Below are 25,619 nucleotides of genomic sequence, written 5' to 3'. Positions count from 1 at the left end.
CCGGGCATGCAAACAGGGCAGGGAACGCGTGGTCCCCTGCCCTGCTTGCCGACGCCGGTGGAATTAGTTCACCTCGCGGCCTAGCGCTTCTTTTTCTTTGCGGGGCGCTTGGCTGCGTCCTGGGCCGCGGCCTTGGCCGGGTTCCCGGAACGTCCTCCTGGGCGGGTTTCCACCCGGGTTTCGGTTCCACCGCCTTCGCTCGGGGCTGTGTACTGGAGCTGCGCCGGCTTCTCGGGTGCTTCCAGGCCCGCTGCCCGCAGTTGCGGGTCAACGTGTTCGGTGTGGCCGCCCGAAGCATCCTGAACCACCACGTCCTGGGCGGGTGTGACTTCCACCTCGAGGTTGAAGAGGAAGCCCACGCTTTCCTCCCGGATGGCTTCCATCATGGTCTGGAACATGGCGAAACCTTCACGCTGGTACTCCACCAGTGGATCGCGCTGGGCCATGGCACGCAGGCCGATGCCCTCCTTGAGGTAATCCATCTCGTAGAGGTGCTCCTGCCACTTGCGTCCGATGACGGACAGAACCACGCGGCGCTCGAGTTCGCGCATGCTTTCGGAGCCAATCGCCTCCTCCCGCGCCTGGTAGACCAGCCGGGCATCCGAAAGGATTTCCTCCTTCAGCAGCTCCACGGTGACCCGGGGCTTGCCGCCGGCTTCTTCGATGATGTCTTCCGCGGTGACGCTGACGGGGTAGAGCGTCTTGAGGTTCGTCCAGAGCTGGTGGAAGTCCCAGTCATCACCGTTGCCCTCCGCGGTTGCGGCATCAATCAGGGCCACGATGGTGTCCTCGACGAAGAACTGCACCTTCTCGTGCAGGTCATCGCCCTCGAGGATGCGGCGGCGGTCGCTGTAGATGGCTTCGCGCTGGCGGTTCAGGACGTCGTCGTACTTCAGCACGTTCTTGCGCTGTTCGGCGTTGCGGCCTTCCACCTGGCCCTGGGCCGAGGCGATGGCCCGCGACACAAGCTTGGATTCCAGCGCGACGTCGTCCGGGACAGAGCTGTTCATCAGCCGCTCGGCCGCCCCCGAGTTGAAAAGCCGCATCAGGTCATCCGTCAGGGACAGGTAGAAGCGGGATTCGCCGGGGTCACCCTGGCGGCCGGACCGGCCACGGAGCTGGTTGTCGATGCGCCGGGATTCGTGGCGTTCGGTGCCCAGGACGTACAGGCCCCCAAGGTCCAGGACTTCCTCGTGCTCATCCTTCACGGACTGCTTGGCCGCCTCCAGCGCTGCGGGCCACGCGGCCTCGTACTCTTCCGAGTTCTCCTCCGGGTCCAGGCCGCGCTTGGCGAGCTCGGCTACGGCGGTGAATTCGGCGTTGCCGCCCAGCATGATGTCCGTGCCGCGGCCTGCCATGTTGGTGGCCACGGTGACCGCACCCTTGCGGCCGGCCTGGGCAACGATGGCGGCTTCACGGGCATGGTTCTTGGCGTTCAGGACCTCGTGGCGGATCCCTTCCTTGGCGAGCAGCTTGGACAGGTACTCGCTCTTCTCCACGCTGGTGGTGCCCACGAGGACGGGCTGGCCCTTTTCGTGCCGTTCGGCGATGTCCCGCACGACCGCGTCGAACTTGACGACCTCGTTCTTGAAAACGAGGTCCGACTGGTCGATGCGCTGCATGTCCCGGTTGGTGGGAATCGCCACGACGCCCAGCTTGTAGGTGCTCATGAATTCGGCCGCTTCCGTCTCGGCGGTGCCGGTCATGCCGGACAGCTTGCCGTACATGCGGAAGTAGTTCTGGAGCGTCACGGTAGCCAGGGTCTGGTTTTCCGCCTTGATTTCGACGCCTTCCTTGGCCTCGATCGCTTGGTGCATGCCTTCGTTGTAGCGCCGGCCGGCCAGGATGCGTCCGGTGTGCTCATCGACGATCAGCACTTCGCCGTCCAGGATGACGTAGTCCTTGTCCCGCTTGAAGAGTTCCTTGGCTTTGATGGCGTTGTTCAGGAACCCGATCAGCGGGGTGTTCGCGGATTCGTACAGGTTCGAAATGCCGAGGTAGTCCTCGACCTTTTCGATTCCGCTCTCCAGGACGCCCACAGTGCGCTTCTTTTCGTCGACTTCGTAGTCCTTCTCGGGCTGCAGCCGGAGCACCACCTTGGCGAATTCGCTGTACCAGCGGTTGGTGTCGCCCTGCGCCGGGCCGGAGATGATCAGCGGCGTACGGGCCTCGTCGATAAGGATGGAGTCCACTTCGTCAACGATGGCGAAGTGGTGGCCACGCTGGACCAGTTCAGTCCTGTCCCACGCCATGTTGTCGCGCAGGTAGTCGAACCCGAATTCGTTGTTGGTGCCGTAGGTGATGTCGGCGGCGTACTGCTGGCGGCGTACGGCCGGATCCTGGTTGGCCAGGATGACGCCGCTGGTCAGGCCAAGGAAGCGGTAGACGCGGCCCATGAGTTCGGACTGGTATTCGGCCAGGTAGTCATTCACGGTGACCACGTGGACACCCTTGCCGGAGAGGGCGTTCAGGTAGGCGGGAGCGGTCGCCACCAGGGTCTTGCCTTCACCGGTTTTCATTTCCGCGATGTTCCCCAGGTGCAGGGCCGCGCCGCCCATGAGCTGGACGTCGAAGTGGCGCATTCCGAGGGTCCGCGAGGAGGCTTCGCGAACTGCGGCGAAGGCTTCCGGAAGCAGGTCATCGAGCTTCTCGCCGTCCTGGTGGCGTTCGCGGAGGCGGTCGGTCTCCTCCCGCAGCTCCGCGTCGGTGAACGTCTTGAACGAGTCTTCGAGGGCGTTGATGGAGTCGGCATAGTTCCGCAACTGCCGGAGTGTCTTTTTGTCACCCGTGCGGAGAATTTTTTCGATAAGTGATGCCACGTGAAGATGCTCCCAGTCTCATGCCGCCGAATTCTGGCGTGTTCAGTCTACGGGAGAGACACCAGGCCGGTGCTCCCTTTTCCCTGAGAGCGGATAGTCCTGCAGCCGCCCAAGTTCCTCTGCCAGGCCTGCGGCGAGATCACCCACCGGGCCGGCCTGGACTTCAGGCAGGCCAAGCCATTGCCCCATGAGCTTCAGCTCTGCGGCCAGTTCGACGGCGGTGTCCGCCGGAGCGTCCGGCTCGGCGAAAGCGGACCTCACCAGCAGCCGGCCCCCGTAGCGGTCCGCCTTCACGTCCACCCGGGCCACAATCCGGTCCCGCAACAGGAACGGCAGCACGTAGTACCCGAAACGCCTCATAGGCTCCGGTGTGTAGATCTCGATCCGGTAATGGAAGTCGAACAGTTCCAACAGGCGCCGCCGCTCGAAGACCAGGGAGTCGAACGGGCTCAGCAGGGCACGGCCGGTGGCACGCCGTGGCAGGGCAGCTTCCACGTGCCGGAAGAGCTCGCGATTCCAGCCGTTCACTGTGACGCGTTCGAGCCTGCCTTCGGCTACCAGTTGCTCGACAGCCAGTGCGGTCGCTTTCACGGGAGTCCGGAAATAATCGGCGAAACAGCGGACGCTTCCGATCCCGTGCGCCATGGCCGCGGCCTCGGTCAGCCGTTGGAGCGCAGCAGCGGGGTCGGGTTCCGCCGTTGTGGCGGCGGGAATCGGGAGGACCTTGGCTGCGAGGGTGTACCTGCGCTCGAACTGCCCCGTCCTGGACGCAGCGGACACCGCACCTTCCTCGAAAAGGTGTTCCAGGACCCGTTTCACGGCATTCCAGTTCCACCCCCAGTTGTCCGTCTGCCGTTCCTCGACGTGGCCGATCCTGGCTGTCAGTTCCGAAGCCGTCATGGGCCGGGACCCCGCCAGGACGGACAGGATTTTGCCCGCAATGTCATTGCGGAGCTCCGGGTCCATCCGTGAGGCACCCACCCATGACCGTTTCTGCCACAGCAGGAGGTCCCGGTAGTGCTCGGGCCGGATGTAGCTTGCCTCGTGCGCCCAGTACTCCACCATGCGGCGTGGCGGTTTCCCCGACATGCGGTGCAGGATTTCGCGGTCGTAGTTGCCAAGGCGCGAAAAGAAGGGCAGGTAGTGGCTGCGGACCAATACGTTGACGGAATCGATTTGGACGAGCTGGAGACGGGCAAAAGTACGGCCCACCGCCCGTGCTGTCACGGGGCCGGTGGGCCGTCCTTTGTGGAGTCCCTGTGCTGCCAATGCGATGCGCCGTGCCTGGTCAAGGCTCAGCGTTGCTGACATTCAGTCCTCTCAAGTGGTGGCGGAATCCACTTTAGGCGTTGGCGGGTGCGTCGTCGGAGCGGTAGGCGAGGATCTTTTCCTCCACGATGGTGTCTCCGGGCTCGCATTCGTGGTCCAGGGTGATGACCCCGTAGGTCCAGCCACGGCGGCGGTACACGACGGAGGGCGTGTTGGTGGCTTTGTCCACGAAGAGATAGAAGTCGTGCCCGACGAGTTCCATGTTGTCCACAGCATCGTCAAGGGAGAGCGATGCCGCGGGAAAGACCTTTCGCCGGATCAGCACCGGTGAGTTTCCTGCCGGGATGTCGTTGTCGACATCGTAGGGGGACTTGTTGTCCGCGGCCTGCACGGTTTCATCCCGGTGGTTCGCCTCAAGGTACAGCGGCTCGTGCGCACTGGCGGGTTCAAGCGACGCGGTGGCCTCGCGAACGGCCTTGGGGGTGTGGCGCCCGTGGTGGACCTTCTTGCGGTCCTTGGCCCGGCGAAGCCGCTCAAGCAGTTTGTTGTAGGCGAGGTCAAAGGCAGCAAATTTGTCTGCGGCGCTCGCTTCGGCACGGATTACGGGTCCGCGGCCCAGGACTGTCACCTCTACGGTCAGCTGGTCGCCGGTTTGCCGGGCATTGGTCTCCTTGGAGACTTTCGCGTCGACACGCTGGACCTTGTCACCCAGCGATTCGATTTTTGCGATCTTTTCCCCGGCATATTCGCGGAACCGGTCTGAAACGGTCAGATTTCGTCCGCTGATCATAAACTCCATGGTGCCCTCCAAATGACTTCGGTGACACGACGGCGGCACTTCCGTGGGCCGGGCTGTCTGACAGTCGAGCCCCTCTCCGAGCCGCCATCGAAAGGTACATTCTGTTCTTGGTACCCACCTTCGACGTTAGTTCATAGCCACCTGTTATTCATCCTTTCCCGGTTTATTTTTTTCTAAGTCATGGTTGCTTCGGCGGCCCCGCGCGGGAGGCGCCGGCGGGTTCCGCAGCATCGGGCGGGCGTGTCGCGGCAAGCACGACGGCGCCCCTCACCTTGGCCCCGGCCTGATGCAGCGCACGGGCTGCTTCGCCGATCGTGGCACCCGTTGTCAGGACGTCGTCGACGATGATGCAGGACCTCCCGGCAACCGCTGGACGGGAGCGGAAGCTGACCCGCATGGACCCCCTCACCCGCTGTGAGCGGGCTCCCCTGCCCAGGCCCTTCTGGCCGCCCGGCCGTCCTGGCCACACAGGCGTTTGGGCCCCCGGCGGCCGGACCTTCCGCAGGACATCGACGACGACGGCGCCCGGCAAGTGCCCGGCCGCCTCCTTGAGGAGCAAGTGGACCGGACTGAAACCCCGGTTAACGTAAGCCGCCGTGCTGGTGGGGACCGGGACCAGCAGGAACCCGTCACCGTCCCGTGTTGCCGCCCGGACTGCCGAGGCCAAAGCCCGGGCCAGGCTTTCACCGAGCTGGTGCTGGCCGTGCCGCTTGAACGAGAGCAGCCCCTGCGCCAGCTCTTCCCGATAGACGCCGGCCGCCACCACGGGGAGCAGGATGGCCCCGGCCACATCCATCAGCGCGGGGGCACCGCCCTCCGCCCGGAACGGCTGCCGGGTCAGGTGGCGGATACGGCTGCTGCAGGCTGCGCAGAGTGCCCTGTCTTCTGCCCCGCAGCACACGCAGTCCACCGGAATCGCCAGGGCCAGGAGTTCGTCCGCGGCCCCGGCCACCCAGTCGAAAAGCCGAAAGAAGGGACTGGTTTGTTCCGCCCTGTGCTTTGCCGCCCACCGCGGGGGCGGATGAAGGTCAGGATCACGCCCGGGTTCCCCGCCAAGGGACCGGGCTGCGCCGACTGGATGTGTGGGGCCGTTCACCGTTCCACTATTGCCGGCCGGTTACCGTCCGGGTAAGGCCCGGGCGGCCCCATGTGGATATCCGTAGGGCCGCGGACCGCCCGGCTTCACCCCGGGAACGAGGGATCGACCGGGCCCTTGATTTGCGGTGACCAGCCATTGCCCAGGCGCTGGAAAATCCCTTCCCCGGATTGCACGTAAATGTCATCGGCGCCGTTGCCGGCACTGATGGACACCACGCCCGGCCAGGGGGCAAGCTGCTGCGGCTGACCGGAGGTGAGGGACAGCAGCTCAGGCGTGACGTTTGAGCCGGCTGCCGCCTTCATCACGGCGATCGTGGTGCTGTTGACCCAAACCCCCTGGTCCGGATCGGTGGCGGTGACCAGGGTGATGGGCGCCGTCAGTTCGCGTGGCGTGCCATCGCTGCCGCGGATCACGCCCGCCACCTGCACTTTGGATTTGCCGTTCTGTTCGGAAATCACCAGGGCGCGCACGCCGTCGCGCGAGATCCGGAATTCCTTCACCGTGCGGCCGGCAAGCCACGACGGCGCCAGTGTCACGGAAGGGACCGGGGCGCCTTCAGCCACTCCGCCGGGGCGGAACGCCACCACCTCGGTTGCCCCGGTGGCACCAGGGCCGGCCGTCCACACCCAGTCGTTAATACTGAAGGACGGACGGCTGAGGGTGCTCCGGGTGGTCAGGGCACGGGCGGGCTGGCCCGGGGTGATGCTGTAGAGGGTGGTGCGTTCTTCATTGAGGAAGGCGGCAGCCTGGGACACCGGCGATTCTGCGGGGAACCGGGGGTTGAGGGCGGACACCGGCTGCATGTCCGGCAATGGGGAAACCCGGTTGTTCTCGTAGCGCACCAGCTCGCCGCCACTGATGGCAATCTGGCGGGACGGCACTGTCTTATCCAGCACCGGGGGAAGTACCGAACCGTTGTCCTCCACGCGCACCAGGTCCTGGTTGGCGCGCAGTTCCACATTGACCACGTCGGGCTGGGTGCGGAACGTCAGGGTCAGCTGCATCTGCATGCGGAGCCGGTCTTCGGCTGATGTTTCCGTCAGCTCCTTTGCCGCCAAATCAACCTGGGCAGCTCCGGACACCACCGGCACCGATTCACGGGCAAGCTTGATCCCGGAAGGAAAAGCGCTGACTACGGCCCCGCGCAGGTAGGGAGCAGGCCCGGCCAGCAGGGCACTGGTCATGGCCTTGACCGTCTTGTTCTTCAGGAACCACCGGACGTCCGGGACCGCATAGGTGAACGTGGGGTCGTAGAAATAGATCGGGTAGGCGCCGTAGATCACTTTGAAGGTTTCCTCGGCAATGGCGGTTCCGTCCGGGATCGCGGAGATCCGCCACTCGCCGTCCACCTGCGTCACGGTGACGGGAATCCGCTCCACGGTTCCTGGCGGTGACTGGGTGGCTATGCCGTCGGCGTCCACGGTGTAGGCAACATCGAGCTCATAGTTGTAGACGTTTTCGGCGCCTGTCGGCACGACCCGCGCTTCCCGGTACACCAGGGCCCGCTTATCGGGCTTCCAGGACACCGCCGATGCCTGGGTCAGGTACTGGCGGGCCACGGCATAGTCGTCCTCGTAGCCGCTGCCTGCCCGGTAGAAGTAGTCGATGATCGTCTCCGGCGACGCGCCTGGCTGCGGCGCTGCAGGAAGGAACACCGGTGCGCTGACGTTTCCCGCGCTGCTTTCGCTGCTCTTTCCCACCGGGCCGGACGTGGGGATCCGGGCGCACCCTGACAGGAGGACGATCAGCAGCGCCAGGAAGGCCGCCGGGTACTGCGCGTGGCGCCCTCGGCGCATCATGGTGTCTCCTCGGGTGCCCGCGACGGAGCTGGCCTGACGGTGTCTGTCCGCAGCACCAGCATGTTCTTGTTGTCCTGTTCTGCGGGAATGCTCCCTGGCGCCCCCGGAATAGTGACGTCCTTGGGCTCAAGCTGCACCGGAGACTCGGTGATCCCGTCCTCCTGGCGCAACGGCAGGGTCAGGCGGAAGTTTGCCCCGCTGCCCTTCCTGCCCCAGGCCTGCAGCCAGCCGTGGTGCAGTTTGGTGTCCTCCATGGCGATGGACAGGCCCAGTCCACTGCCTCCCGTCGTCCGGGCGCGGGCCGGATCCGCGCGCCAGAACCTGTCGAAGACGCGGGCAGCCTCCGCCGGGTCCATGCCGATGCCGTGATCCCGCACCGAAACTCCAACGGCCGTATCGTTGGCCGCGACCGTCACCGTCACCGGCCTGCCCTCACCGTGTTCCACTGCGTTCAGGATCAGGTTCCGCAAAATCCTGTCGATCCGGCGGGCATCCATTTCCACCACCATGGCGCCTTCGGGGGCGGCGAAGATGATTTCCGAACCGTACTCGGCCGCCACCGGCGCCGCGCCTTCGATGACGTGCGCAATGACCTGGAGCAGGTCCTCGGGCTCGGCGTCCAGCACTGCCACGCCGGCGTCGAAGCGGCTGATCTCAAGCAGGTCCGAGAGGAGGGACTGGAAACGCTCCACCTGGTTGTAGAGCAACTCCGCCGAACGCTTGTTGATGGGGTCGAAATCGTCGCGCGCGTCGTACAGGACTTCGGCCGCCATGCGCACCGTAGTCAGGGGAGTACGAAGCTCGTGCGAGACGTCGGAGACAAAGCGCTGCTGCATCTGCGAGAGGGTGGCCAGCTGGGTGATCTGTTCCTGCAGGCTGGCTGCCATGTGGTTGAACGAGGCGCCGAGCCGGGCCACTTCGTCCTCGCCCCGGACCACCATGCGTTCCTGCAGTTGCCCGGCTGCCAGTTTCTCCGACACCATGGCGGCGTGGCTGACCGGGCTGACCACGTTGCGGGTGACGTACCAGGCGACGGCGCCGATCAGGAGCACCAGGACCGCGCCGCCCGCCCACAGGACGCTTTGGATCTCATTCAGCGTCTGCTGAGCCGTGTTCAGGTCGTAAATAAGGTAAAGCTCATAGACGGTGCCGTTGAAGGTCACCTTGTTTCCGACGGCGATTCCTGGCCGGTCCTCGGTGCCCACCGGAATAACGGTGGACGCCCAGAACTGTTCCTTGCCCGATTCCTGGACTGCCTTGCGCAGGTCTGGCGGGATGACGCTGACGGTCAGCTGGTCAGAGGCGCGGGACTCCACCCAGCGGTTGCGGGGCTTGGTCTGGTTGGGCATCGCCTCAAAGACGTAGCGCCGCTGGATGACCGACCCCCTGCCCTCCACCGCGCTGAGCGTGTCCGAAACCAGGGTGATCACGCTGGATTGGTCGGTGACCTGCGCGCCGTCGAACGTGTCCTGCACCTGCTTGACGTTATAGCGAGTCTCCGACTCCGCCTGGGTCAGCCGCTCCTGGAAGAGGTTGTTGGCAATCTGGTTGGACAGGTAGGCGCCCACCACGGCAAATGAGGTCACGGCAAGCATCAACGTGGTCAGGACCGTCCGGAACTGCAAGGAACGGCGCCACCGCTTTTGCAGGGCCCGGCCGAGGTACCGGAGGCCGGGAAGGAACCGCACCACACCGGTACGCACCAGCCTGACCACGCGCAAGGTTACGATCAGGGCGCGCCGCTGCCAGATCCTTGCGCGGAACACCACGTGCGGCAGGCCCGGAGGTGAGGCCTCCGCGAGCCCGGACCGGCCTTCTTCGGCGCTGCCGTGCTGTCCGGCACCGGCTGCCGGCGCCTCCCCGGAGGCCGCGACGTTCCGGTCAGGCCCCCCGTCCTGCGCGGCGGGGTCAGACCCCTGCTTTGTAGCCGACACCACGCACCGTCAAAACGACTTCCGGGGCTTCCGGGTCCTGCTCGATCTTGGACCGCAACCGCTGGACATGGACGTTGACCAGGCGGGTATCAGCGGCGTGCCGGTAGCCCCAGACCTGCTCCAGCAGCAGTTCCCGCGTGAAGACCTGCCAGGGCTTGCGTGCCAGTGCCACAAGGAGGTCGAATTCCAGCGGGGTCAGCGAGATCCGGTCGCTGCCCCTGCTGACGGTGTGGCCCGCGACGTCGATGGTGATGTCCGCGATGCGAAGGGTCTCGGGCGCCTTCTGGTCCCCGGGGCGGAGGCGGGCACGCACGCGCGCCACCAGTTCGGCCGGTTTGAAGGGCTTCGGCACGTAGTCGTCAGCGCCGGATTCGAGGCCGCGGACGACGTCGGAGGTATCGGATTTAGCGGTCAGCATGACGATGGGAACGTCGGATTCGGCACGGACCTGGCGGCAAACTTCAATACCGTCCATGCCGGGAAGCATGAGGTCAAGCAGGACCAGGTCCGGCCGCGAAGACCGGAAAACGTCCAATGCCTGGGGCGCCGTCGGCGCAAAAGACCGGCTCGAAGCCGTCATTCCGGAGGACAATTCCAATCATCTCGGCCAGCGCTTCGTCATCATCTACAACCAGAATGCGTGCCTTCATAGTTATATATTCCCTTATCAGGATGGCTTTGTCCTGTTCAGCGGCTTCCGGCATGGCGGGGCACTAGGCCGTCCGACGCCGGAACTATAGTCTTGGGGTCATGCCCTGCGCTGCCCGCAGGCACCTTTCGACGGTGCAGCGCGCGGGCGGCAGGCGTACTGGTATTGGGGGAGGAAATCAGTGTCACCACAAGAGTCGGAGTCCGGAGAGCCCCGGCAGGAGCCCGGCGATGGAACTGACGACGGCGGATCAGCCGCCGGGGGCAGCCCCGGCCCGGTGCCGCCAAGTTGGCAGCAACCGCCAGGTTGGCAGCAGCCGTGGGAACCCCCGGCCGGCCGGCAGCCACCGGCAGGACAGCAGCCGCAAGCAGCGCAGCAGCCCCCGGCCTGGGAGCAGCCTCCGTCCTGGCAACAGCCGCCCCAGCCGCCCCAGTGGCAACAACACGGTCCACAGCCGGGCACCCCGCAGCACGGCAGCCCCTACCCCGGCCAACCCCCACATGGTGGCCAACCCTATGGAGCCCCCGGATACGGCGGCCCGTATAACGGGTCCCCCTACTCCGGCGCGCCCTATGGCGGCCCGCCCTACGGTCAACCGCGCTACATCGCTCCCCCCAAGCCGGGCATCATTCCCTTGCGGCCGCTGATGTTCGGCGAAGTGCTGGACGGTTCGTTCCAGGCGATGCGACGCAATGCCAAGGCAATGGTGGGGGCCGGCCTCCTGACACAGGCCCTGGCAGCGATCATCACCGCCGTGGTCACGGCCGTGAGTGCATCGTCCGCCGTCTCCCTCGGCGAGTGGGCGCGCACTGCCACCCGCGGCGATATCACGCCCATGGCCATCGGGCTGATGGCTGGCGCCGCCGTGGTGACCATCCTGTCCGTGTTCCTGTCAGCCGTCCTCCAAGGCGCCATGGTGGTGCCCGTGGCCCGGTCCGTCCTGAACCGCCCTACCGGTTTCCGTCGGATGATGTCGCTGGCACGGCCCAGGATCGGGGCCTTGATCGGGCTGGCTTCCCTGCTGGTCGCAGCGGGAATTGCGGCCCTGGTGCTGCTGGCCGTCATCCTGGCGCTCTTCTTCTCCAACGTTCGTGGCGCCGCGTCCCTTTTTGCCGTGCCCTTGGTCCTGGGCTTCGTCGCCGTCTTCGCCTGGGTGGGAATCAAGCTCATGGTGGCACCGGCCGCGGTCGTCATTGAAGAACTTGGCGTCTTCGCCGCGCTTCGGCGTTCGTGGGAGCTGACCCGGGCCAACTGGTGGCGGATCCTTGGCATCACCCTGGTGGTGTCCATCCTGGTCGGTGTCGTCAGCCAGGTGGTCCTGATTCCGGTGAGCCTCCTGCCGGCAGTCCTGGCCGGCGTCGTCTCGCCACACGGCGGCAGCGGACAAGACGCCACGCTGGCAGTGGTCCTGGGCATTGTCACCGCTGTTGTGGGCGCTTTGGTCGGCGGGGTGGGCGTCGCTTTCCAGACGTCCGTCATGGCCTTGCTCTACATGGATTTGCGGATGCGCAAGGACGGCCTTGACATTACCTTGCTGCGCCAGGCGGAGACCGGGGCGGATCCTGACGGCATCCCGGGCCGGGAACCCCGGCCGGCAGCCAACGCCCCGTACCCCGGGCACGGCGAGGCGCCGGGAGCCTGGCCTTATGGCCGCTGAGCCGCCGGTGCTTCCCGGCGCCGAAGAGGCACGGCGATGGGCGGCTGAGGAGCTGGCCAAACCGGAATACCGGGATGCCGCCCCGTCCTTGCTTGACACCCTGTGGCGGAACTTCCTGGACTGGCTGCAATCCCTGGATGGCTCCCGCGGGGACGCCCCGTCGGTCCCCGGGATCGCCATCGCCATCGTCATTGCCGCGATCATCGCGGCCTCCATCATCCTTGCGCGCCCCCGGCTGAACGCCCGCACCCGGCAGGCCGAGGGCGTCTTTGAGCAGGAAACCCCGCTGGCAGCCACGGACTACCGTGCCCGCGCCGAAGCTGCGGCCGCGGCGGGAAACTGGGGGGACGCCGTCGTCGACCGCTTCCGTGCCGTGGTCCGCAACGCCGAACACCGCACGGTACTGGACCCTCAACCCGGCAGGACGGCAGACGAAGTGGCGCGGGCTCTGTCCGTCCAGTTCGCGGCCGAAGCCGGGCCCCTGAAGTGGGCAGCGTCCACCTTTGACGGGATCCGCTACGGAAACCGGCCGGCCGGCAGCGGGCAGTACGACGAAATGGCGGGACTCGATACCAGGCTGGAGGCCATGAAGCCCGCATCCTCCGCTTCCGATGGCACGGCACCCGTGCCATGACCGGGTTGCCAGCGGCGGGCGCCGGCCGCCGAAACGCCCCGGGAGCGGGGATTGCCACCGGGCACGGTCCGCGGCGCCGCGGACCCTTCGCTTGGATCCGGAACCACCGCGGCCTGGCGGCCGCGGCGGTGGTGGCCGTTGCCGCGCTGGCACTCATCATCGGAACGCAACTGGCACCCAAGGGCGACACCGTTCCCCTCTCCGTCCACAATGCCGGACCCAACGGCGGCAAGGCGCTCGCGCAAATCCTCGGCCGCCATGGCGTGACCATCCACACCCCGGGCCGCTTCGATGCGGCGCTGGCCGACCTCCGGTCAAGCTCCTCCCCCACACTCCTGATCTACGACAGGAACGGCATCCTTGGTAAGCCTCAGCTTTCGGCCCTGGCGGCGGCGGCGGACCACGTGGTAGTCATCTCCCCCAGGCTGGACACCCTCGCCGCCCTGGACAACGGCATCCATCAGGCCGGCGTTGTGCCCGACGCCATCCCTGTCCTGGACCCGAGGTGCAGCCAGGCCGACGCCAACGCCGCGGGCCAGGTAACCGGTCAGGCTGGATTCGTGTACGACGGCGGCACCACCTGTTACCGGGCAGCGGGAACCGCCGGGATGCTCGCCATCAGCGGCGACCAGCGGACGGCGGTGCTGGGAAGTACGGCCGTCCTGGGCAACGACAAGCTCGACGACCTGGGAAACGCTGCGCTGGCGGTCAGGTTGCTCGGCCCCTCGCCGGACCTCGTTTGGTACCTGCCCTCGCTGGAGGACGTTACGGTGACAGGCCACGGGAAGACCCTGGATGACCTGGCACCCGGTTGGGCCCGGTTCCTGGGGCCCTGGCTGCTCCTGGTGGCAGTGACGGCAATCGTGTGGCGCGGCCGCAGGCATGGGCCTTTGGTATTCGAGCCGCTGCCGGTGGTGGTCAAAGCCGTTGAGACCGCGGAAGGACGCGCCAGGCTCTACCAGGACTCGCGTGCCATAGACCAGGCCCGGGACAACCTGCGGGCCGGCATGCTGGCGCGGCTTTCCACCAAACTACGGCTGGGCCCCGGCGCCGGAGCCGAGGACCTCGTAGCCGCCGCGGCCCGGCTCCTGGGCAGGGATCCCGGCCACCGTGCGCACGCTCGTGAACGAACGCCCCGCAACCGAAGCCCGCCTGGTGGCCTGGTCACAGGCCATGGACAAACTCGAGAAAGAGGTCATGACCCAATGAGCGAACACAGCAGCGGACCGCAGGTCCTCAATTCGTTGGGCGGCGGCAATTCAGAGAACGACGACGCAGCGAGGCAGGCGCTCCTCGCTGTCCGCCACGAGGTGGCAAAGGCAGTGGTGGGGCAGGACGCAACTGTCACGGGCCTCCTGATCGCCTTGCTTTCGCAGGGGCACGTGCTGCTGGAAGGCGTCCCGGGCGTGGCCAAGACCCTGCTGGTCCGGGCGTTGTCCTCGGCCTTGAGCCTGGACACCAAACGCGTGCAGTTCACGCCGGACCTGATGCCGGGCGACGTCACCGGCTCGCTGGTCTACGACGCCCACACGTCCGAATTCAGCTTCCGGGAGGGGCCGGTGTTCACCAATCTCCTGCTCGCGGACGAGATCAACCGGACGCCACCCAAGACCCAGGCCTCGCTCCTTGAAGCCATGGAGGAGCGGCAGGTGTCCGTGGACGGCCGCGCCCGGCAACTGCCGGCACCGTTCCTGGTGGCCGCCACCCAGAATCCGGTGGAGTACGAGGGGACCTATCCCCTGCCCGAGGCGCAGCTGGACCGGTTCCTGCTCAAGCTCAGCATGCCGCTGCCGCAGCGCCAGGACGAGATCGAGGTCATCCGGCGCCACGCGGCCGGGTTCGATCCCCGCGACCTGGCTGCCGCCGGCGTGCAGGCGGTGGCCGGTGCGGAGGACCTGGAACGGGCCCGCGAGGCAGTTGCCCGGGTGGCTGTCGAACCGGAAATCATCGGCTACATTGTGGACCTGGTTCGGGCCACGCGGAACGCCCCGTCATTCCACCTGGGGGTCTCCCCGCGTGGTGCCACCGCCCTGCTCAACACGTCAAGGTCCTGGGCGTGGCTCTCCGGCCGCCCCTTCGTCACCCCCGATGACGTCAAGGCACTCGCACTGCCCTGCCTGCGCCACCGCGTGGCGCTGCAACCTGAGGCGCAGATGGATGGGGTCCGGGTGGATGATGTCCTGGGCAGCATCCTGGCGTCCGTTCCCGTTCCCCGCTGATGGCCATCTCGGGGCGCTTCGTAGCGGTGGTGCTGCTTGGCCTTGTCCCGGTCCTGCTGGTTCCGAGCTGGTTGACCGTCCTGGCCACCGTCGCCGTGCTGGCGGCACTGCTGTGTACCGACCTGTTGTTCGCAGGGTCGTTGCGGCGGGTCAGCCTGGTGCGCCCGGCGCCTGGGAACGTGACGCTCAACAACCAGGTGGAGGCGGTGTTCACGGTAAGCAATGACGGCAGCCGGCCGCTGCGGGGCTCGGCCAGGGACGGTTGGCAACCGTCCGCCGGCGCCCGGAACCCGGTCCAGGAGATCGACGTGCCGGCAGGCGAAAGCCGGCGGTACACGGTCCGGCTTCGACCCGTCCGGCGCGGGGACCTCACAACGCGGCACGTAACCATCCGTTCCTTTGGCCCGCTCCGCCTCGCGGCCCGCCAGCGCACCATCGGGTGCCCCGGCTCGCTGCGGGTCCTGCCGCCCTTCCATTCCCGGCGGCACTTGCCCTCGAAGCTGAGGAAGCTGCGCGAACTCGACGGCAAGGCCGCCGTCCAGATCCGCGGCGCCGGCACCGAGTTCGACTCCCTGCGCGATTACGTCCGGGGCGACGACGTCCGCTCGATCGACTGGCGCGCCACCGCCCGCCGCTCCGCGGTGGTGGTCCGCACCTGGCGCCCAGAGCGGGACAGACGGGTGGTCATGGTCCTTGATACCTCCCGGACGTCCGCCGCGAGGATCAGCGATGAAACCCGCCTGGACACCGGAATGGAGGCAGCGCTGCTGTTGGGCGTCCTGGCCGAACGGGGCGGCGACCGGGTGGACTTTGTCGCGTTCGACCGGCGGACCAGGGCACGCGCCGCGTCCGCCGGGCAGGGAAACATCCTGGGCAGGCTGGTGCAGGCCATGGCCCCGCTGGAAGCCGAGCTGATCGAGATGGACTGGCCGGCGGTCCCGGCGCAGGTCCGGGCCCTCTCGGCGCATCGGTCCCTCGTGGTCCTGCTGACGTCACTGGACGGCGGTGCGCCGGAGGAGGGCCTGCTCCCGGCCGCCGAACGGCTGGCAAGCCAGCACGTCGTGGTGGTGGCCGCCGTCCGCGACCCGCAGCTGGGCACAATGCTCCGCGAGCGCAACGATGCCACCGGCGTGTTCCGGGCGGCTGCCGCGGAGCGCGCCCTCCTGCAGCGCGCAGCCCTGACCGCCGAGTTGCGGCGCTATGGAGTGGAAGTGGTGGACGCTGAACCCCATGAACTGCCGCCCCGGCTCGCGGACATGTACATCCGGCTCAAAGCTGCGGGTAGATTGTGAAACCGGCGGGTGCCGTCCGCCATATGCAACAGAAGGTCACCATGAGCGTCCCGATCTACCAGCAGGCCCTGGGCTCAGAGTTCTCACGCCTGCAGCCCGAACTGCAGGAGTATTTCTCGCTGGCCCCGGGATCAGGCCAGTACGGCGTGGGCGAAGGAACGTTCGACGTCGTGGGCTGCCGCCAGCGGTGGCTGCGCCCTTTGCTGCGGCTCACCAGCGGCGAAGAGGCTTTCTTTCCCGAATACGGTGAAGACGTACCGTTCCGGATCGAGAACCATGCGCACCAGGATCCGTTTGGCCGTTCCAGCCTGACCGCACGCCGCGAAATCCGCTTCCCCGGGCGTACCCGGCTCTTCCAGGACACCACGAGCGTCACCACACGCGGCGGCGGCGCCCAGCTGGTGGATTACGTTGGCCGGTACCGGCGGCTCGTAACGGACCTGAACTTGAGCGTCACCCCTGAAGGAAGGTTGCGCGGCGTATCGGAGGCTTCGCGGCTCTTCCTCGGGCCGCTCCGGGTGCCCCTCCCCCGGGCCCTGGACGCGAAAGCCTACGCGGAGCAATGGTGGGACCCTGCCGAAGGCCCCGATGGGAGGCACCGGATCCAGGTGAAAGTGATCCAGCCGCAGATCGGTCTGGTCCTGGTGTATGCGGGGGCTTTCGACTACCGGTTGCGTCCCTACTCCGGCGGCAGCTCCGCCCAGAGCTTCCTCCCCCGCTACGCCCAGCCGGACCGCTGGGAGAACAGGGTCTGAGATTTACCCCAGCACCCGCTGGTTGAGCCCGTCCGCCACCTGGGTTAGCCTGCCCAGGACTGCAGTTGCCTGGGCCGGGGTGTGTCCTGCCAGTCCCGCGGAGGGCGTCACCCGGACAGTGCTGAGCAGCTGGGCCGGGAGGCCCAGCTGGCGCCAGGGACGCCATATCGATTCCACGCAATCTTCCACCCGCGGGAGCGTGCCACCTGATACCTCCAATGCGCCGGCCCAGAATTGCTTACCGGCCTCAACGGCCCCGGCGAGCTGTTCCCATTGCCTGTTGGTCAGGGCCTTCAACGGCAAGGCAATCCCGTCGGCCCCCGCGGACAGCACCAGCTCGATGGGTGCTTCGATTTCCGGTACGGACACCACGACGTCGGCCGCTCCGGCTGCGCGGAGGGCGTCCAGGACCAGGCGCCAGGCCTCGCGTGCTTCGGAGGCCGCGACGGCCCGGAGGGTCCGGTACCCGCTGGCGGTGGGAATTGTTCCGGCCAGCACCGCCGCAATCGCCGGCTCATCGATCTGAACCACCAGACGGGTCCCCGGTACTGCAGCGGCAACGCGGCCAAGGTAGCCGCCCACCCCGGCGGCCAAGGAGGCAGCGAGGTCCCGGCGGGCACCATGGTCCAGCAAGGCGCGCTCCCCGTTGTGCAGGTATAAACCGGCGGCGAGGGTGAGCGGCCCCACCAGCTGGATCTTCAGTTCCCGGGCCGGTACGTCTTCGGCGCCGGCCACGTCGGCCAGGACGTTCAGGTCGGTGGACAGTGCCGAGGCTGCCCGCCGCATGTCCTTGCCGGGACGGTCAACCAGCCGCCATCCGTGAGGCTGGACGTCCACCGCCAGTTCCTCAAGGAGCGATGCAGTGCGGCCCAGGGCGTCGGATCCAACGCCGCGGTCCGGCAGTTCGGCCAGGAAAGGCAGGTGCGGGCTGCCAAGCTCGCCGCGGATGATCCGGGCGGCTTCGAGCGGATCATCGCCGGGCCACGGACCCAGGCCGGTGGCCGTGACTTCCTGCGGCGGAGCAACGGCCGCCTGCGGGCCCGGTCCTGGTTGGTGCTGCTCCCGGCTCACGCCAGTGCTGAGGTGTGGGGGTTGGCCTCCGCCGAAGCCTGGTGGTCCTCGGCGATGGCCTCGTGGTGGCGGATGACCTCGCCGATGATGAAGTTAAGGAACTTTTCCGCGAAGGCCGGATCGAGGTGGGCGTCCTCGGCGAGGCGCCGCAGCCGTGCGATCTGGGCGGCTTCACGTCCGGGGTCGCCTGCGGGCAACCGGTGTGCGGCCTTCAGGAAGCCCACCTTTTGCGTGGCTTTGAAACGTTCGGCCAGCAGGTACACCAAGGTGGCATCGATGTTGTCGATGCTGGAACGGATGGACAGCAGTTCAGCCATCACCGAATTATCCACGTGGCCTGCCAGTGAACTGGCGGATGGATCAAAATCGTCGGAGCCGGGAGAGCTGGGGTTGTGCTGCGTCATGGTCCCAGTCTAGGGGAGCCGATGGAATCGACGCGGGTGTGAAGCGCCGGTGCCAGCTGACTGCCGGCACCGGCGCCTCCAGTTCCGCCCGTAACTGCGCGGGGCAGGTTCAGATGCCCAGCAGCGCCCGGTGTTCCTCCCGGCGCTTGGCCTGTTCGGCCGGGTCCGGCACCGGCAGGGAGGCAATCAGGCGGCGTGTGTAGTCATGTTGGGGGTTGCCCATGACCTGGCTGCCGATCCCCTGCTCCACCAGCTTGCCCTTGTACAGCACGCCCACCCAGGAGGACAGGATGTCCACCACGGCTAGGTCGTGGCTGATGAACAGGCAGCCGAAGCCAAACTCCTCCTGGATATCCTTGAACAATTCCAGGACCTTCGCCTGTACCGAAACGTCCAGGGCCGACGTCGGCTCATCCGCAATCAGCAGGCGCGGGTTCAGGCTCAGGGCCCGGGCCAGTGACGCCCGCTGCCGCTGACCGCCGGAGAGTTCGTGCGGGTACCTGCCCGCGTATGACGCCGGCAGCTGCACCGATTCCAGCAGCTCGCTGACGCGCTTGCGGGCCTGGGCCTCGCTTGGCCGGGTGTGGATCAGCATGGGCTCCGCGATGCACTCACCGATGGTCAGTTGCGGGTTGAAGGAAGCGGCCGGATCCTGGAAGACGAACCCGATGTCCTTGCGGAGCGGTTTGAACGTGCGCTCGCGAAGGTTCAGCATTTCGTAGCCCAGAACCTTCAGGCTGCCGCCGGTGGTCCGGTTCAGCCCGGCGATGGCGCGCCCGATAGTTGTCTTGCCGGATCCTGATTCCCCTACGAGGCCGAACACCTCGCCCCTGGACAGGGTGAAGCTGACGCCGTCCACCGCCTTGAAGGCGGGGGTTCCCAGCCGTCCCGGGTACTCGATCACCAGGTTATCGGCGGACACCAGCACTTCCCCGTCCTGGTGCGGACGTTTGGTGAGGCCGGCCGACGCCGAGTTGCGGCCCAGGTGCGGCACCGCAGCGAGGAGGTTGCGGGTGTAGTCCTGGCGGGGTTCAGCGAACAACGTCTTTGCCGTGGCTTCTTCGACGATGTCGCCCCGGTACATCACCACCACCCGGTCGGCGAGATCGGCCACCACGCCCATGTTGTGGGTGATCAGGACGATCGAGGTGCCGTACTTGTCCCGCAGGTCCCGGAGGAGTTCGAGGATTTCCGCCTGGACTGTGACATCCAGGGCCGTGGTGGGTTCGTCAGCGACGATGAGGCCGGGATTCAACGCCAGGGCTGCCGCGATCACCACACGCTGCTTTTGCCCGCCGGAGAACTGGTGCGGGTAGTAGTTGACGCGGTGTTCGGGGTCCGGGATCCCCACCTTGCGCAGGGCTTCGATGGCCCGTTCCTTGGCTTCCTTCTTTGACACGCGCCCGCTGCCGTCTGCCCCGGCGTGGGCACGGATGCCTTCGGCGATCTGCCATCCCACCGTGAACACAGGGTTCAGGGCGGTGGAGGGTTCCTGGAAGACCATGGCCACATCGCGGCCGCGGATCTGGCGGAGCCGCCCGGGGCTGAGGCTGATGACGTTGGTGCCGTTGATCAGCACCGCGCCGGAACTCACAGCCGTTTCCGGAAGCAGGCCCAGGATAGTTTTGGCGGTGACAGTCTTGCCGGAGCCGGATTCACCCACGATGGCCAACACTTCGCCGGCCCGGACTTCCAGGTTCACATCCTTGACGGCATGGACGTCGCCGCCATCGGTCGCGAAGGTGACCTGCAGGTGGTCGATCTCCAGGACAGTTTTGCGGTCCTGTTCCGTGTGGTCCGAAACGGACCCCAGGTTTTCGGTCACGGGTTGCTCAATTCTGTTTCGGTGCCGGGTCCAACTGAAGCGGCAGCTGCTTTTCGGCTGATCCGCTTCCGCCCGCGGAGGCGCGGATCGTTGAGGTCGTTGATGCTTTCGCCCACGAGCGTCAGCCCCAGCACTGTCCAGACGATGGCGAGGCCTGGGAACAGACCCGTCCACCAGATGCCGGACGTGGTGTCGGCGAGCGCCTTGTTCAGGTCAAAGCCCCATTCCGCGGCTGAGCTTGGTTCGATGCCGAAGCCCAGGAAGCCCAACCCGGCGAGGGTCAGGATGGATTCGGAAGCGTTGAGCGTGAAGATCAGCGGCAGCGTGCGGGTGGCGTTGCGGTAGATGTGCCGGGTCATGATCCGGATGTTGGAGGCGCCCACCACCTTGGCCGATTCGACGAAGGGTTCCGCCTTCAGCCTGATGGTTTCGGCCCGGATCACCCGGAAGTACTGCGGGATGAACACGACGGTGATGGAGATGGCGGCAGCCAGGATCCCGCCCAGCAGGCTGGACTGGCCGCCGCTGATGACGATGGCCATGACGATTGCGACCAGCAGGGACGGAAAGGCGTAAATCGCATCGGCGACCACCACCAGGATGCGGTCCAGCCAGCCGCCGATGTAGCCGCTCACCAGGCCAAGGATGACGCCGGCGAAGATGGAGAGGATCACGGCGACGATGATGACCAGCAGTGCCGTCTGGGTGCCCCAGATGACCCGCGAGAGGACGTCATAACCGCCAACGGTGGTGCCCAAAAGGTGCTTGCCGCCGGGGGCCTGCTGGGTGGGGAAGCTGCCGTCGGCATCCGAGAGCTGGGCGAAGCCGTACGGGGCCAGCAGCGGAGCGGTCAGCGCGGTCAGCAGGAAGACGCCGGTGAGGACCATGCCTACGACCAGCATGAAGCGCTGCAGTCCGACGCTCTTGTTGAAATGGGAAACAACCGGCAGCCGCCGGAAGAAGGGTGCCCGCGGGTTGGCCACGGGTTCCAGGGTGGTCTCGGCAGTCATGTCAGTACCTCACGCGTGGGTCGATCAACGCGGCGACGATGTCCACGATGAAGTTGGTGACGGCGACGATGACGGCCAGCAGCACCACGATGCCCTGGACGGCGACGAAGTCGCGCGCCGTGAGGTAGTTGGCCAGCTGGAATCCGAGGCCTTTCCACTCAAAGGTTGTTTCGGTGAGCACGGCGCCGCCGAGCATCACAGCGATCTGCAGTCCCATGACCGTGATGATCGGGATCAGGGCAGGCTTGTACGCATGCTTGGTGACCAGCCGGAACTCACTGACGCCGCGTGAACGGCCGGCCTCGACGTAGTCCTTCCCGAGGGTGCCGATCACGTTGGTGCGGACCAGCCGCAGGAAGATTCCTGCTGTCAGGAGGCCCAAGGCCAGCGCCGGGAGGACCGCATGGGACATCACGTCGCTGAAGGCTGCCGAGTTTCCGCTGCGCAGGGCGTCGAGCCAGTAGATGCCGGTGGGCGCTCCCAGGGCAGTGAGCGACAGTTCGGTCCGCGTCCCGGCGCGGCCGGCGACCGGGAGCCAGTGCAGCCAGACCGAAAACACCAGTTTGAGCAGCATGCCGGCAAAGAACACGGGGGTGGCGTAGAAGAGGATCGCCAGGATCCGCAGCACGGCGTCCGGCAGATGGTCGCGCCGGTGGGCCGCGATCATGCCCAGCGGGATACCCACCAGCAGCGCGACGATGATGGCGTTGATGGCCAGTTCCAGGGTGGCGGAGCCGTAGGTGGTCAGCATCTCGCTGACCTTGCGGTTGTCCGAGAGCGTGGTGCCGAAGTTACCCGTGGCGAGCTGCCCCAGGTACTCGAAATACTGCACGAACAGCGGCCGGTCGTAGCCGGCGGCGTGGATGCGTTCCTGCAACTGCTCCGGAGGCAGGCGGCCGCCCATGGCGGCGGTGATGGGGTCGCCGGTGATCCGCATGAGGAAAAACACCAAGGTGACGAGGATGAGGATGGTAGGGAAGATCAGCAGGAAGCGGACCAGGATGTACTGGCCCAGCCCTCCCCCTGCAGATTTTTTCGTGGACGGAAGGAGCGCGTCGGCATCACTGGGCGGCGCGTCAATCAAAGTTGTCATCGGTACCTGGATTCGTGGTGACCGGGAGCCAGCATTCCCCTCGTTGCTGGCTGATGACCGGCAAAAGGCGGGACACCATTGCGGCGTCCCGCCTCCGGCCCGTCAGAGCCCGATGGGGGTGGACTGCTTACTTGGACAGCACGCCAAGGCGTGTCTTGAAGGAGGGGTCAAGGGTCTTCTCGACACCCTTAACGTCAGCCCCCGCCACCAGGAGCTGCGAGCCCTGCAGGAGCGGCAGGGTGGAGAGGTCCTTCGCCACTGCCGTCTGGGCATCGCCGATCAGCTTCTGGCGTTCGGTCTTGTCCGGTGTGGTCAGCTGTTTCTGGATCAGGTCCGTGACAGTCGGGTTCTCATAGTGGTTCTTGAGGAAGTTGCCCGGGATGAAGAATGGCGTGAGGTAGTTGTCCGCATCCGAGTAGTCCGGGAACCAGCCGAGCTGGTAAACGGGGTACGCGTCAGAGGTGCGCGCCTTGGAGTACGTCACCCATTCGGTGGACTGCAGGTCCACGGTGAACAGGCCGGACTTCTCCAGCTGTTCCTTGACCATGGCGTATTCGTCACCCGAGGACTTGCCGTAGTGGTCCGGGTTGTACTGCAGCTTCACGGTGACCGGACCGGTGATCCCGGCGTCACTGAGGACCTTCTTTGCCTTGTCCAGGCTCGGCTTGCCGCTGCCGTCCCCGTACAGGTCCTTCATGGGCTGGATTGCGCCGGGCAGTCCGTCCGCCACCACCGAGTAGGCGGGAACATAGGTTCCCTTGTACACCTGGTCCGAGATGGCCTGCCGGTCAACTATGTCCGCCATGGCCTGGCGAACGGCCAGGGCCTTGGCAGGGTTGGCTTCGGGCGTCTTGGCGCCGAACGGCATGGTGTCGAAGTTGAAGACGATGTAGCGCAGCTCGCCACCCGGGCCCTTGTAGACCTTGACCTTGGAGTCCTTTCCAAGGTCTGCGGCGTCCGTGGCGGTGAGGCTGCGGCCGGCAACGTCGATGTTGCCGCCCTGGACGTCCAGCTTCAGGTTGTTGGAGTCCGCGTAGTACTTGATCACGGCGCTGTCGTTGGACGGCTTGCCCAGCAGCCCGCTGTAGTCAGGATTGCTCTTGAGGCTGACGAGTTCATTCTTCTTGTAGGAATCGATGGTGTAGGGACCAGCGAAGGGCTTGGCCGCAACGATGTCCTCATCGCTCATCACCTTGTCGGCCGGAAAGACTTCCTCATCCACGATCGGACCGGTGTTGGTGCCAAGGACGCTGGGGAAGACCTGGTCATTACCTGCCTTGAGGGTGAACACCACGGTGGTGTCGTCCTTCGCGTCAACCGACTTGAGGTTGGACAGCAGCGATGCGGGACCGTTGGGATCATTGATCTTGATGACGCGGTCGTAGGAGAACTTCACGTCGGAGGCAGTCAGCGCGTGGCCGTTGGCGAACTTCAGGTTGGGCTTGAGCTTCACAGTGAACTCGGTGGGCGAGGTGAAGGACGCGGACTCAGCGATGTCCGGGCTGACCTCGGCCGAACCGGGCTTGGAGTTCATCAGGAAGGGGTAGACCTGGTTCATCACCAGGAAGGAGCCTGCGTCGTAGGAACCGGCGGGGTCGAGGGTTACGACCTTGTCCGTGGTTCCGAAAGTAATGGCACCGCCGCCGGCACTGCCGGTGGACGTTCCCCCGCCGCCGGAGGGCCCTGTGCAGGCTGTCAGGGCCAGGGCGGAGATGCCTGCCAGCGCGATGGCGCGGTGCAGGGCCGTTGTGCTCTTGATCATCTGTGAACTTCTTTCCGATGAGTACGCGCACGCCCGCGGTCACAGGTTGATAGCCCCAGACGCCGGCGTGCAGTGCTGATCCCTAGATTCAATCAGAGAGTCAGCCCTCAAGACGGCCTTTTCTGTGAGTTGCAACACAATATTTTCCCAATAGTTACCCGGCGGTGCGCAGCGGAAACGTGTACGGCAGGCACCCGGGTACAGCAAAGTACCGCCACGGCGAAACCGTGGCGGTACTGGCAACGGCTTGATTACAGCGCGGCCCGCTGGAGGGACCGTGCAGCGTCAATGGTGGCCTGGCCCAGCACGCGGCTGCCCTGGTACAGCACCACGGTCTGGCCCGGGGCCACACCGCGCAGTGGAGCCTCCAGCCGGACCACCAGCTGGCTGCCGGAAGCACCATCCAGGGCCGGCTCCGTCCATGCCTTGGCGGGTACGGGATCCCCGTGCGCGCGGACCTGGGCGTGGCAGTTGAACTCCGCCCCCGTGTCCACCTCGGGAATGGGAAGGCCTGCCCAGGAGACCTTGATGCCGCGGATCTCGTCGATGGCGAGCAGGGCTTCAGGTCCCACGACGACCTTGTTTTCCTTGGGCCGGATTTCCAGGACGAAGCGGGGCTTGCCGTCGGCCGCCGGGGTGCCCAGTTTGAGTCCGCGCCGCTGGCCCACCGTGAAGGCGTTGGCTCCCGGGTGCTCCCCCACCTTGGCGCCGGACTCGTCCACGATGTCACCGGTGGTCATCTCGATTTTTTCGGCGAGCCAGCCGGCGGTGTCACCGTCGGGAATGAAGCAGATGTCGTGGCTGTCCGGCTTGTTGGCGACGGAGAGGCCACGGCGCTCCGCTTCGGCACGGACCTCGGCCTTGGACGGGGTGTCGGCCAGCGGGAACATGGAGTGCTTGAGTTGTTCGTGCGTCAGGACACCCAGGACATAGCTCTGGTCTTTCGCCCAGTCGGCTGCCCGGTGGAGTTCCCGGTTGCCGTCGGCGTCCTCGATCACCTTGGCGTAGTGGCCGGTGCAGACGGCGTCGAAGCCCAGGGCAATGGCCTTCTCCAGCAGGGCGGCGAACTTGATGCGTTCGTTGCAGCGCATGCAGGGGTTGGGAGTCCGGCCGGCAGCGTATTCGTCGATGAAGTCCTGGACGACGTCTTCCTTGAAGCGCTCGGAAAAATCCCAGACGTAGTACGGGATGCCGAGCACATCGCAGGCACGCCATGCGTCGCGGGAGTCTTCGATGGTGCAACAGCCGCGGCTGCCGGTGCGCAGGGTTCCGGGCATGCGGGACAGGGCAAGGTGGACGCCGACGACGTCGTGCCCGGCCTCGACCGCGCGGGCGGCGGCAACGGCGGAATCAACTCCGCCGCTCATGGCTGCTAGTACTCGCATGCTGGCTTTCTGTTGGGGACGCTGGCTTACCGGGGGCCGGCCGGCAATGCCGGGCGGCGGAAACGATCTTCGCCTATCCATTCTACGGCCCCGCGCAAATCGCACCGGGGCGCCGGGATCTTCCCCGGCAAGCTCGTCCAGGCC

The 25,619-nt window shown here is 66.3% G+C and carries 18 protein-coding genes and 2 pseudogenes; 6 read left to right on the top strand and 14 right to left on the bottom strand.

Going from position 1 to position 25,619, the window contains the following annotated elements; translation table 11 throughout:
• Positions 1-80 precede the first annotated feature (80 nt).
• The 7 genes and pseudogenes from secA to mtrA all read right to left on the bottom strand — a co-directional run bounded on the left by secA (position 81) and on the right by mtrA (position 10,369).
• Entirely contained in the window at positions 81-2,819 is a 2,739-nt protein-coding gene (secA, locus tag QF050_RS11160) for a preprotein translocase subunit SecA (RefSeq protein WP_308930487.1), read from the bottom strand.
• Between the two features lie 42 nt (positions 2,820-2,861).
• The gene (locus QF050_RS11155; protein WP_308930486.1) at positions 2,862-4,130 is read right to left on the bottom strand and encodes a DNA glycosylase AlkZ-like family protein; all 1,269 of its coding nucleotides are present in this window, start codon (positions 4,128-4,130) and stop codon (positions 2,862-2,864) included.
• Between the two features lie 31 nt (positions 4,131-4,161).
• On the bottom strand, positions 4,162-4,887 hold the full coding sequence (gene hpf, locus QF050_RS11150; protein WP_285248809.1) for a ribosome hibernation-promoting factor, HPF/YfiA family: 726 nt from the start codon (positions 4,885-4,887) through the stop codon (positions 4,162-4,164).
• A gap of 178 nt (positions 4,888-5,065) precedes the next feature.
• Positions 5,066-5,983 (bottom strand): phosphoribosyltransferase family protein, encoded by a 918-nt coding sequence (locus QF050_RS11145; RefSeq protein ID WP_308930485.1) that lies wholly within the window; start codon positions 5,981-5,983, stop codon positions 5,066-5,068.
• Positions 5,984-6,069: 86 nt separating this feature from the next.
• Positions 6,070-7,785 carry an LpqB family beta-propeller domain-containing protein gene (locus QF050_RS11140; protein WP_308930484.1) on the bottom strand — a complete coding sequence of 572 codons (1,716 nt, stop codon included), beginning with the start codon at positions 7,783-7,785 and terminating at the stop codon, positions 6,070-6,072.
• Entirely contained in the window at positions 7,782-9,722 is a 1,941-nt protein-coding gene (gene mtrB, locus QF050_RS11135; protein ID WP_308930483.1) for an MtrAB system histidine kinase MtrB, read from the bottom strand. The genes QF050_RS11140 and mtrB overlap by 4 nt, the downstream gene beginning before the upstream one ends.
• Positions 9,694-10,369: pseudogene (gene mtrA / locus QF050_RS11130) on the bottom strand (MtrAB system response regulator MtrA). The gene mtrB and the pseudogene mtrA overlap by 29 nt, the downstream one beginning before the upstream one ends.
• 645 nt (positions 10,370-11,014) lie before the next feature.
• Between mtrA and QF050_RS11125 the strand changes: the two are divergent.
• The 6 genes and pseudogenes from QF050_RS11125 to QF050_RS11100 all read left to right on the top strand — a co-directional run bounded on the left by QF050_RS11125 (position 11,015) and on the right by QF050_RS11100 (position 16,925).
• Complete coding sequence (locus tag QF050_RS11125) at positions 11,015-12,025, top strand: glycerophosphoryl diester phosphodiesterase membrane domain-containing protein (RefSeq protein WP_308930482.1); 1,011 nt, start codon at positions 11,015-11,017, stop codon at positions 12,023-12,025.
• Positions 12,015-12,659 (top strand): DUF4129 domain-containing protein, encoded by a 645-nt coding sequence (locus QF050_RS11120; protein WP_308930481.1) that lies wholly within the window; start codon positions 12,015-12,017, stop codon positions 12,657-12,659. Before QF050_RS11125 ends, QF050_RS11120 begins: the two co-directional genes overlap by 11 nt.
• Positions 12,656-13,318: pseudogene (locus QF050_RS11115) on the top strand (DUF4350 domain-containing protein); the annotation flags it as partial. The gene QF050_RS11120 and the pseudogene QF050_RS11115, both read left to right, overlap by 4 nt.
• Positions 13,319-13,864: 546 nt before the next feature.
• A complete protein-coding gene (locus QF050_RS11110; RefSeq protein ID WP_308932152.1) occupies positions 13,865-14,878 on the top strand; it encodes a MoxR family ATPase in 1,014 nt (337 codons plus the stop codon).
• Positions 14,878-16,170: a DUF58 domain-containing protein gene (locus QF050_RS11105; protein ID WP_308930480.1), complete on the top strand. Its 1,293-nt coding sequence runs from the start codon at positions 14,878-14,880 to the stop codon at positions 16,168-16,170. Before QF050_RS11110 ends, QF050_RS11105 begins: the two co-directional genes overlap by 1 nt.
• A gap of 41 nt (positions 16,171-16,211) precedes the next feature.
• On the top strand, positions 16,212-16,925 hold the full coding sequence (locus QF050_RS11100) for a DUF4166 domain-containing protein (RefSeq protein WP_308930479.1): 714 nt from the start codon (positions 16,212-16,214) through the stop codon (positions 16,923-16,925).
• Positions 16,926-16,928: 3 nt separating this feature from the next.
• On the opposite strand, the gene QF050_RS11095 is transcribed toward QF050_RS11100, so the two are convergent.
• The 7 genes from QF050_RS11095 to mnmA all read right to left on the bottom strand — a co-directional run bounded on the left by QF050_RS11095 (position 16,929) and on the right by mnmA (position 25,475).
• Positions 16,929-17,996, bottom strand: a complete 1,068-nt coding sequence (locus tag QF050_RS11095) for a hypothetical protein (RefSeq protein WP_308930478.1) — start codon at positions 17,994-17,996, stop codon at positions 16,929-16,931.
• Positions 17,993-18,400: a chorismate mutase gene (locus QF050_RS11090; protein WP_308930477.1), complete on the bottom strand. Its 408-nt coding sequence runs from the start codon at positions 18,398-18,400 to the stop codon at positions 17,993-17,995. Before QF050_RS11090 ends, QF050_RS11095 begins: the two co-directional genes overlap by 4 nt.
• A gap of 109 nt (positions 18,401-18,509) precedes the next feature.
• The gene (locus tag QF050_RS11085; protein ID WP_308930476.1) at positions 18,510-20,225 is read right to left on the bottom strand and encodes an ABC transporter ATP-binding protein; all 1,716 of its coding nucleotides are present in this window, start codon (positions 20,223-20,225) and stop codon (positions 18,510-18,512) included.
• Positions 20,222-21,235: an ABC transporter permease gene (locus QF050_RS11080; protein ID WP_308930475.1), complete on the bottom strand. Its 1,014-nt coding sequence runs from the start codon at positions 21,233-21,235 to the stop codon at positions 20,222-20,224. Before QF050_RS11080 ends, QF050_RS11085 begins: the two co-directional genes overlap by 4 nt.
• Position 21,236: 1 nt before the next feature.
• Positions 21,237-22,328, bottom strand: coding sequence for an ABC transporter permease (locus QF050_RS11075; RefSeq protein WP_308930474.1), 1,092 nt, complete (start codon positions 22,326-22,328; stop codon positions 21,237-21,239).
• Between the two features lie 127 nt (positions 22,329-22,455).
• Positions 22,456-24,090: an ABC transporter substrate-binding protein gene (locus QF050_RS11070; protein ID WP_308930473.1), complete on the bottom strand. Its 1,635-nt coding sequence runs from the start codon at positions 24,088-24,090 to the stop codon at positions 22,456-22,458.
• A 251-nt stretch (positions 24,091-24,341) separates the two neighbouring features.
• Positions 24,342-25,475: a tRNA 2-thiouridine(34) synthase MnmA gene (gene mnmA, locus QF050_RS11065; RefSeq protein WP_308930472.1), complete on the bottom strand. Its 1,134-nt coding sequence runs from the start codon at positions 25,473-25,475 to the stop codon at positions 24,342-24,344.
• Positions 25,476-25,619: the final 144 nt, after the last annotated feature.

Origin of the sequence: Arthrobacter sp. SLBN-112 (assembly GCF_030944625.1) — a bacterium.
GTDB lineage: Bacteria > Actinomycetota > Actinomycetes > Actinomycetales > Micrococcaceae > Arthrobacter.
This window is presented reverse-complemented; position numbering and strand designations above follow the sequence as displayed.

Bases quoted from the DNA above. Each gene is read 5' to 3' on its own strand.
- QF050_RS11155 (WP_308930486.1), bottom strand. From the start codon at position 4,130: ATGTCAGCAACGCTGAGCCTTGACCAGGCACGGCGCATCGCATTGGCA.
- hpf (WP_285248809.1), bottom strand. From the start codon at position 4,887: ATGGAGTTTATGATCAGCGGACGAAATCTGACCGTTTCAGACCGGTTC.
- QF050_RS11140 (WP_308930484.1), bottom strand. From the start codon at position 7,785: ATGATGCGCCGAGGGCGCCACGCGCAGTACCCGGCGGCCTTCCTGGCG.
- QF050_RS11125 (WP_308930482.1), top strand. From the start codon at position 11,015: ATGTTCGGCGAAGTGCTGGACGGTTCGTTCCAGGCGATGCGACGCAAT.
- QF050_RS11120 (WP_308930481.1), top strand. From the start codon at position 12,015: ATGGCCGCTGAGCCGCCGGTGCTTCCCGGCGCCGAAGAGGCACGGCGA.
- QF050_RS11110 (WP_308932152.1), top strand. From the start codon at position 13,865: ATGAGCGAACACAGCAGCGGACCGCAGGTCCTCAATTCGTTGGGCGGC.
- QF050_RS11105 (WP_308930480.1), top strand. From the start codon at position 14,878: ATGGCCATCTCGGGGCGCTTCGTAGCGGTGGTGCTGCTTGGCCTTGTC.
- QF050_RS11100 (WP_308930479.1), top strand. From the start codon at position 16,212: ATGAGCGTCCCGATCTACCAGCAGGCCCTGGGCTCAGAGTTCTCACGC.
- QF050_RS11090 (WP_308930477.1), bottom strand. From the start codon at position 18,400: ATGACGCAGCACAACCCCAGCTCTCCCGGCTCCGACGATTTTGATCCA.
- QF050_RS11080 (WP_308930475.1), bottom strand. From the start codon at position 21,235: ATGACTGCCGAGACCACCCTGGAACCCGTGGCCAACCCGCGGGCACCC.
- QF050_RS11075 (WP_308930474.1), bottom strand. From the start codon at position 22,328: ATGACAACTTTGATTGACGCGCCGCCCAGTGATGCCGACGCGCTCCTT.
- QF050_RS11070 (WP_308930473.1), bottom strand. From the start codon at position 24,090: ATGATCAAGAGCACAACGGCCCTGCACCGCGCCATCGCGCTGGCAGGC.
- mnmA (WP_308930472.1), bottom strand. From the start codon at position 25,475: ATGCGAGTACTAGCAGCCATGAGCGGCGGAGTTGATTCCGCCGTTGCC.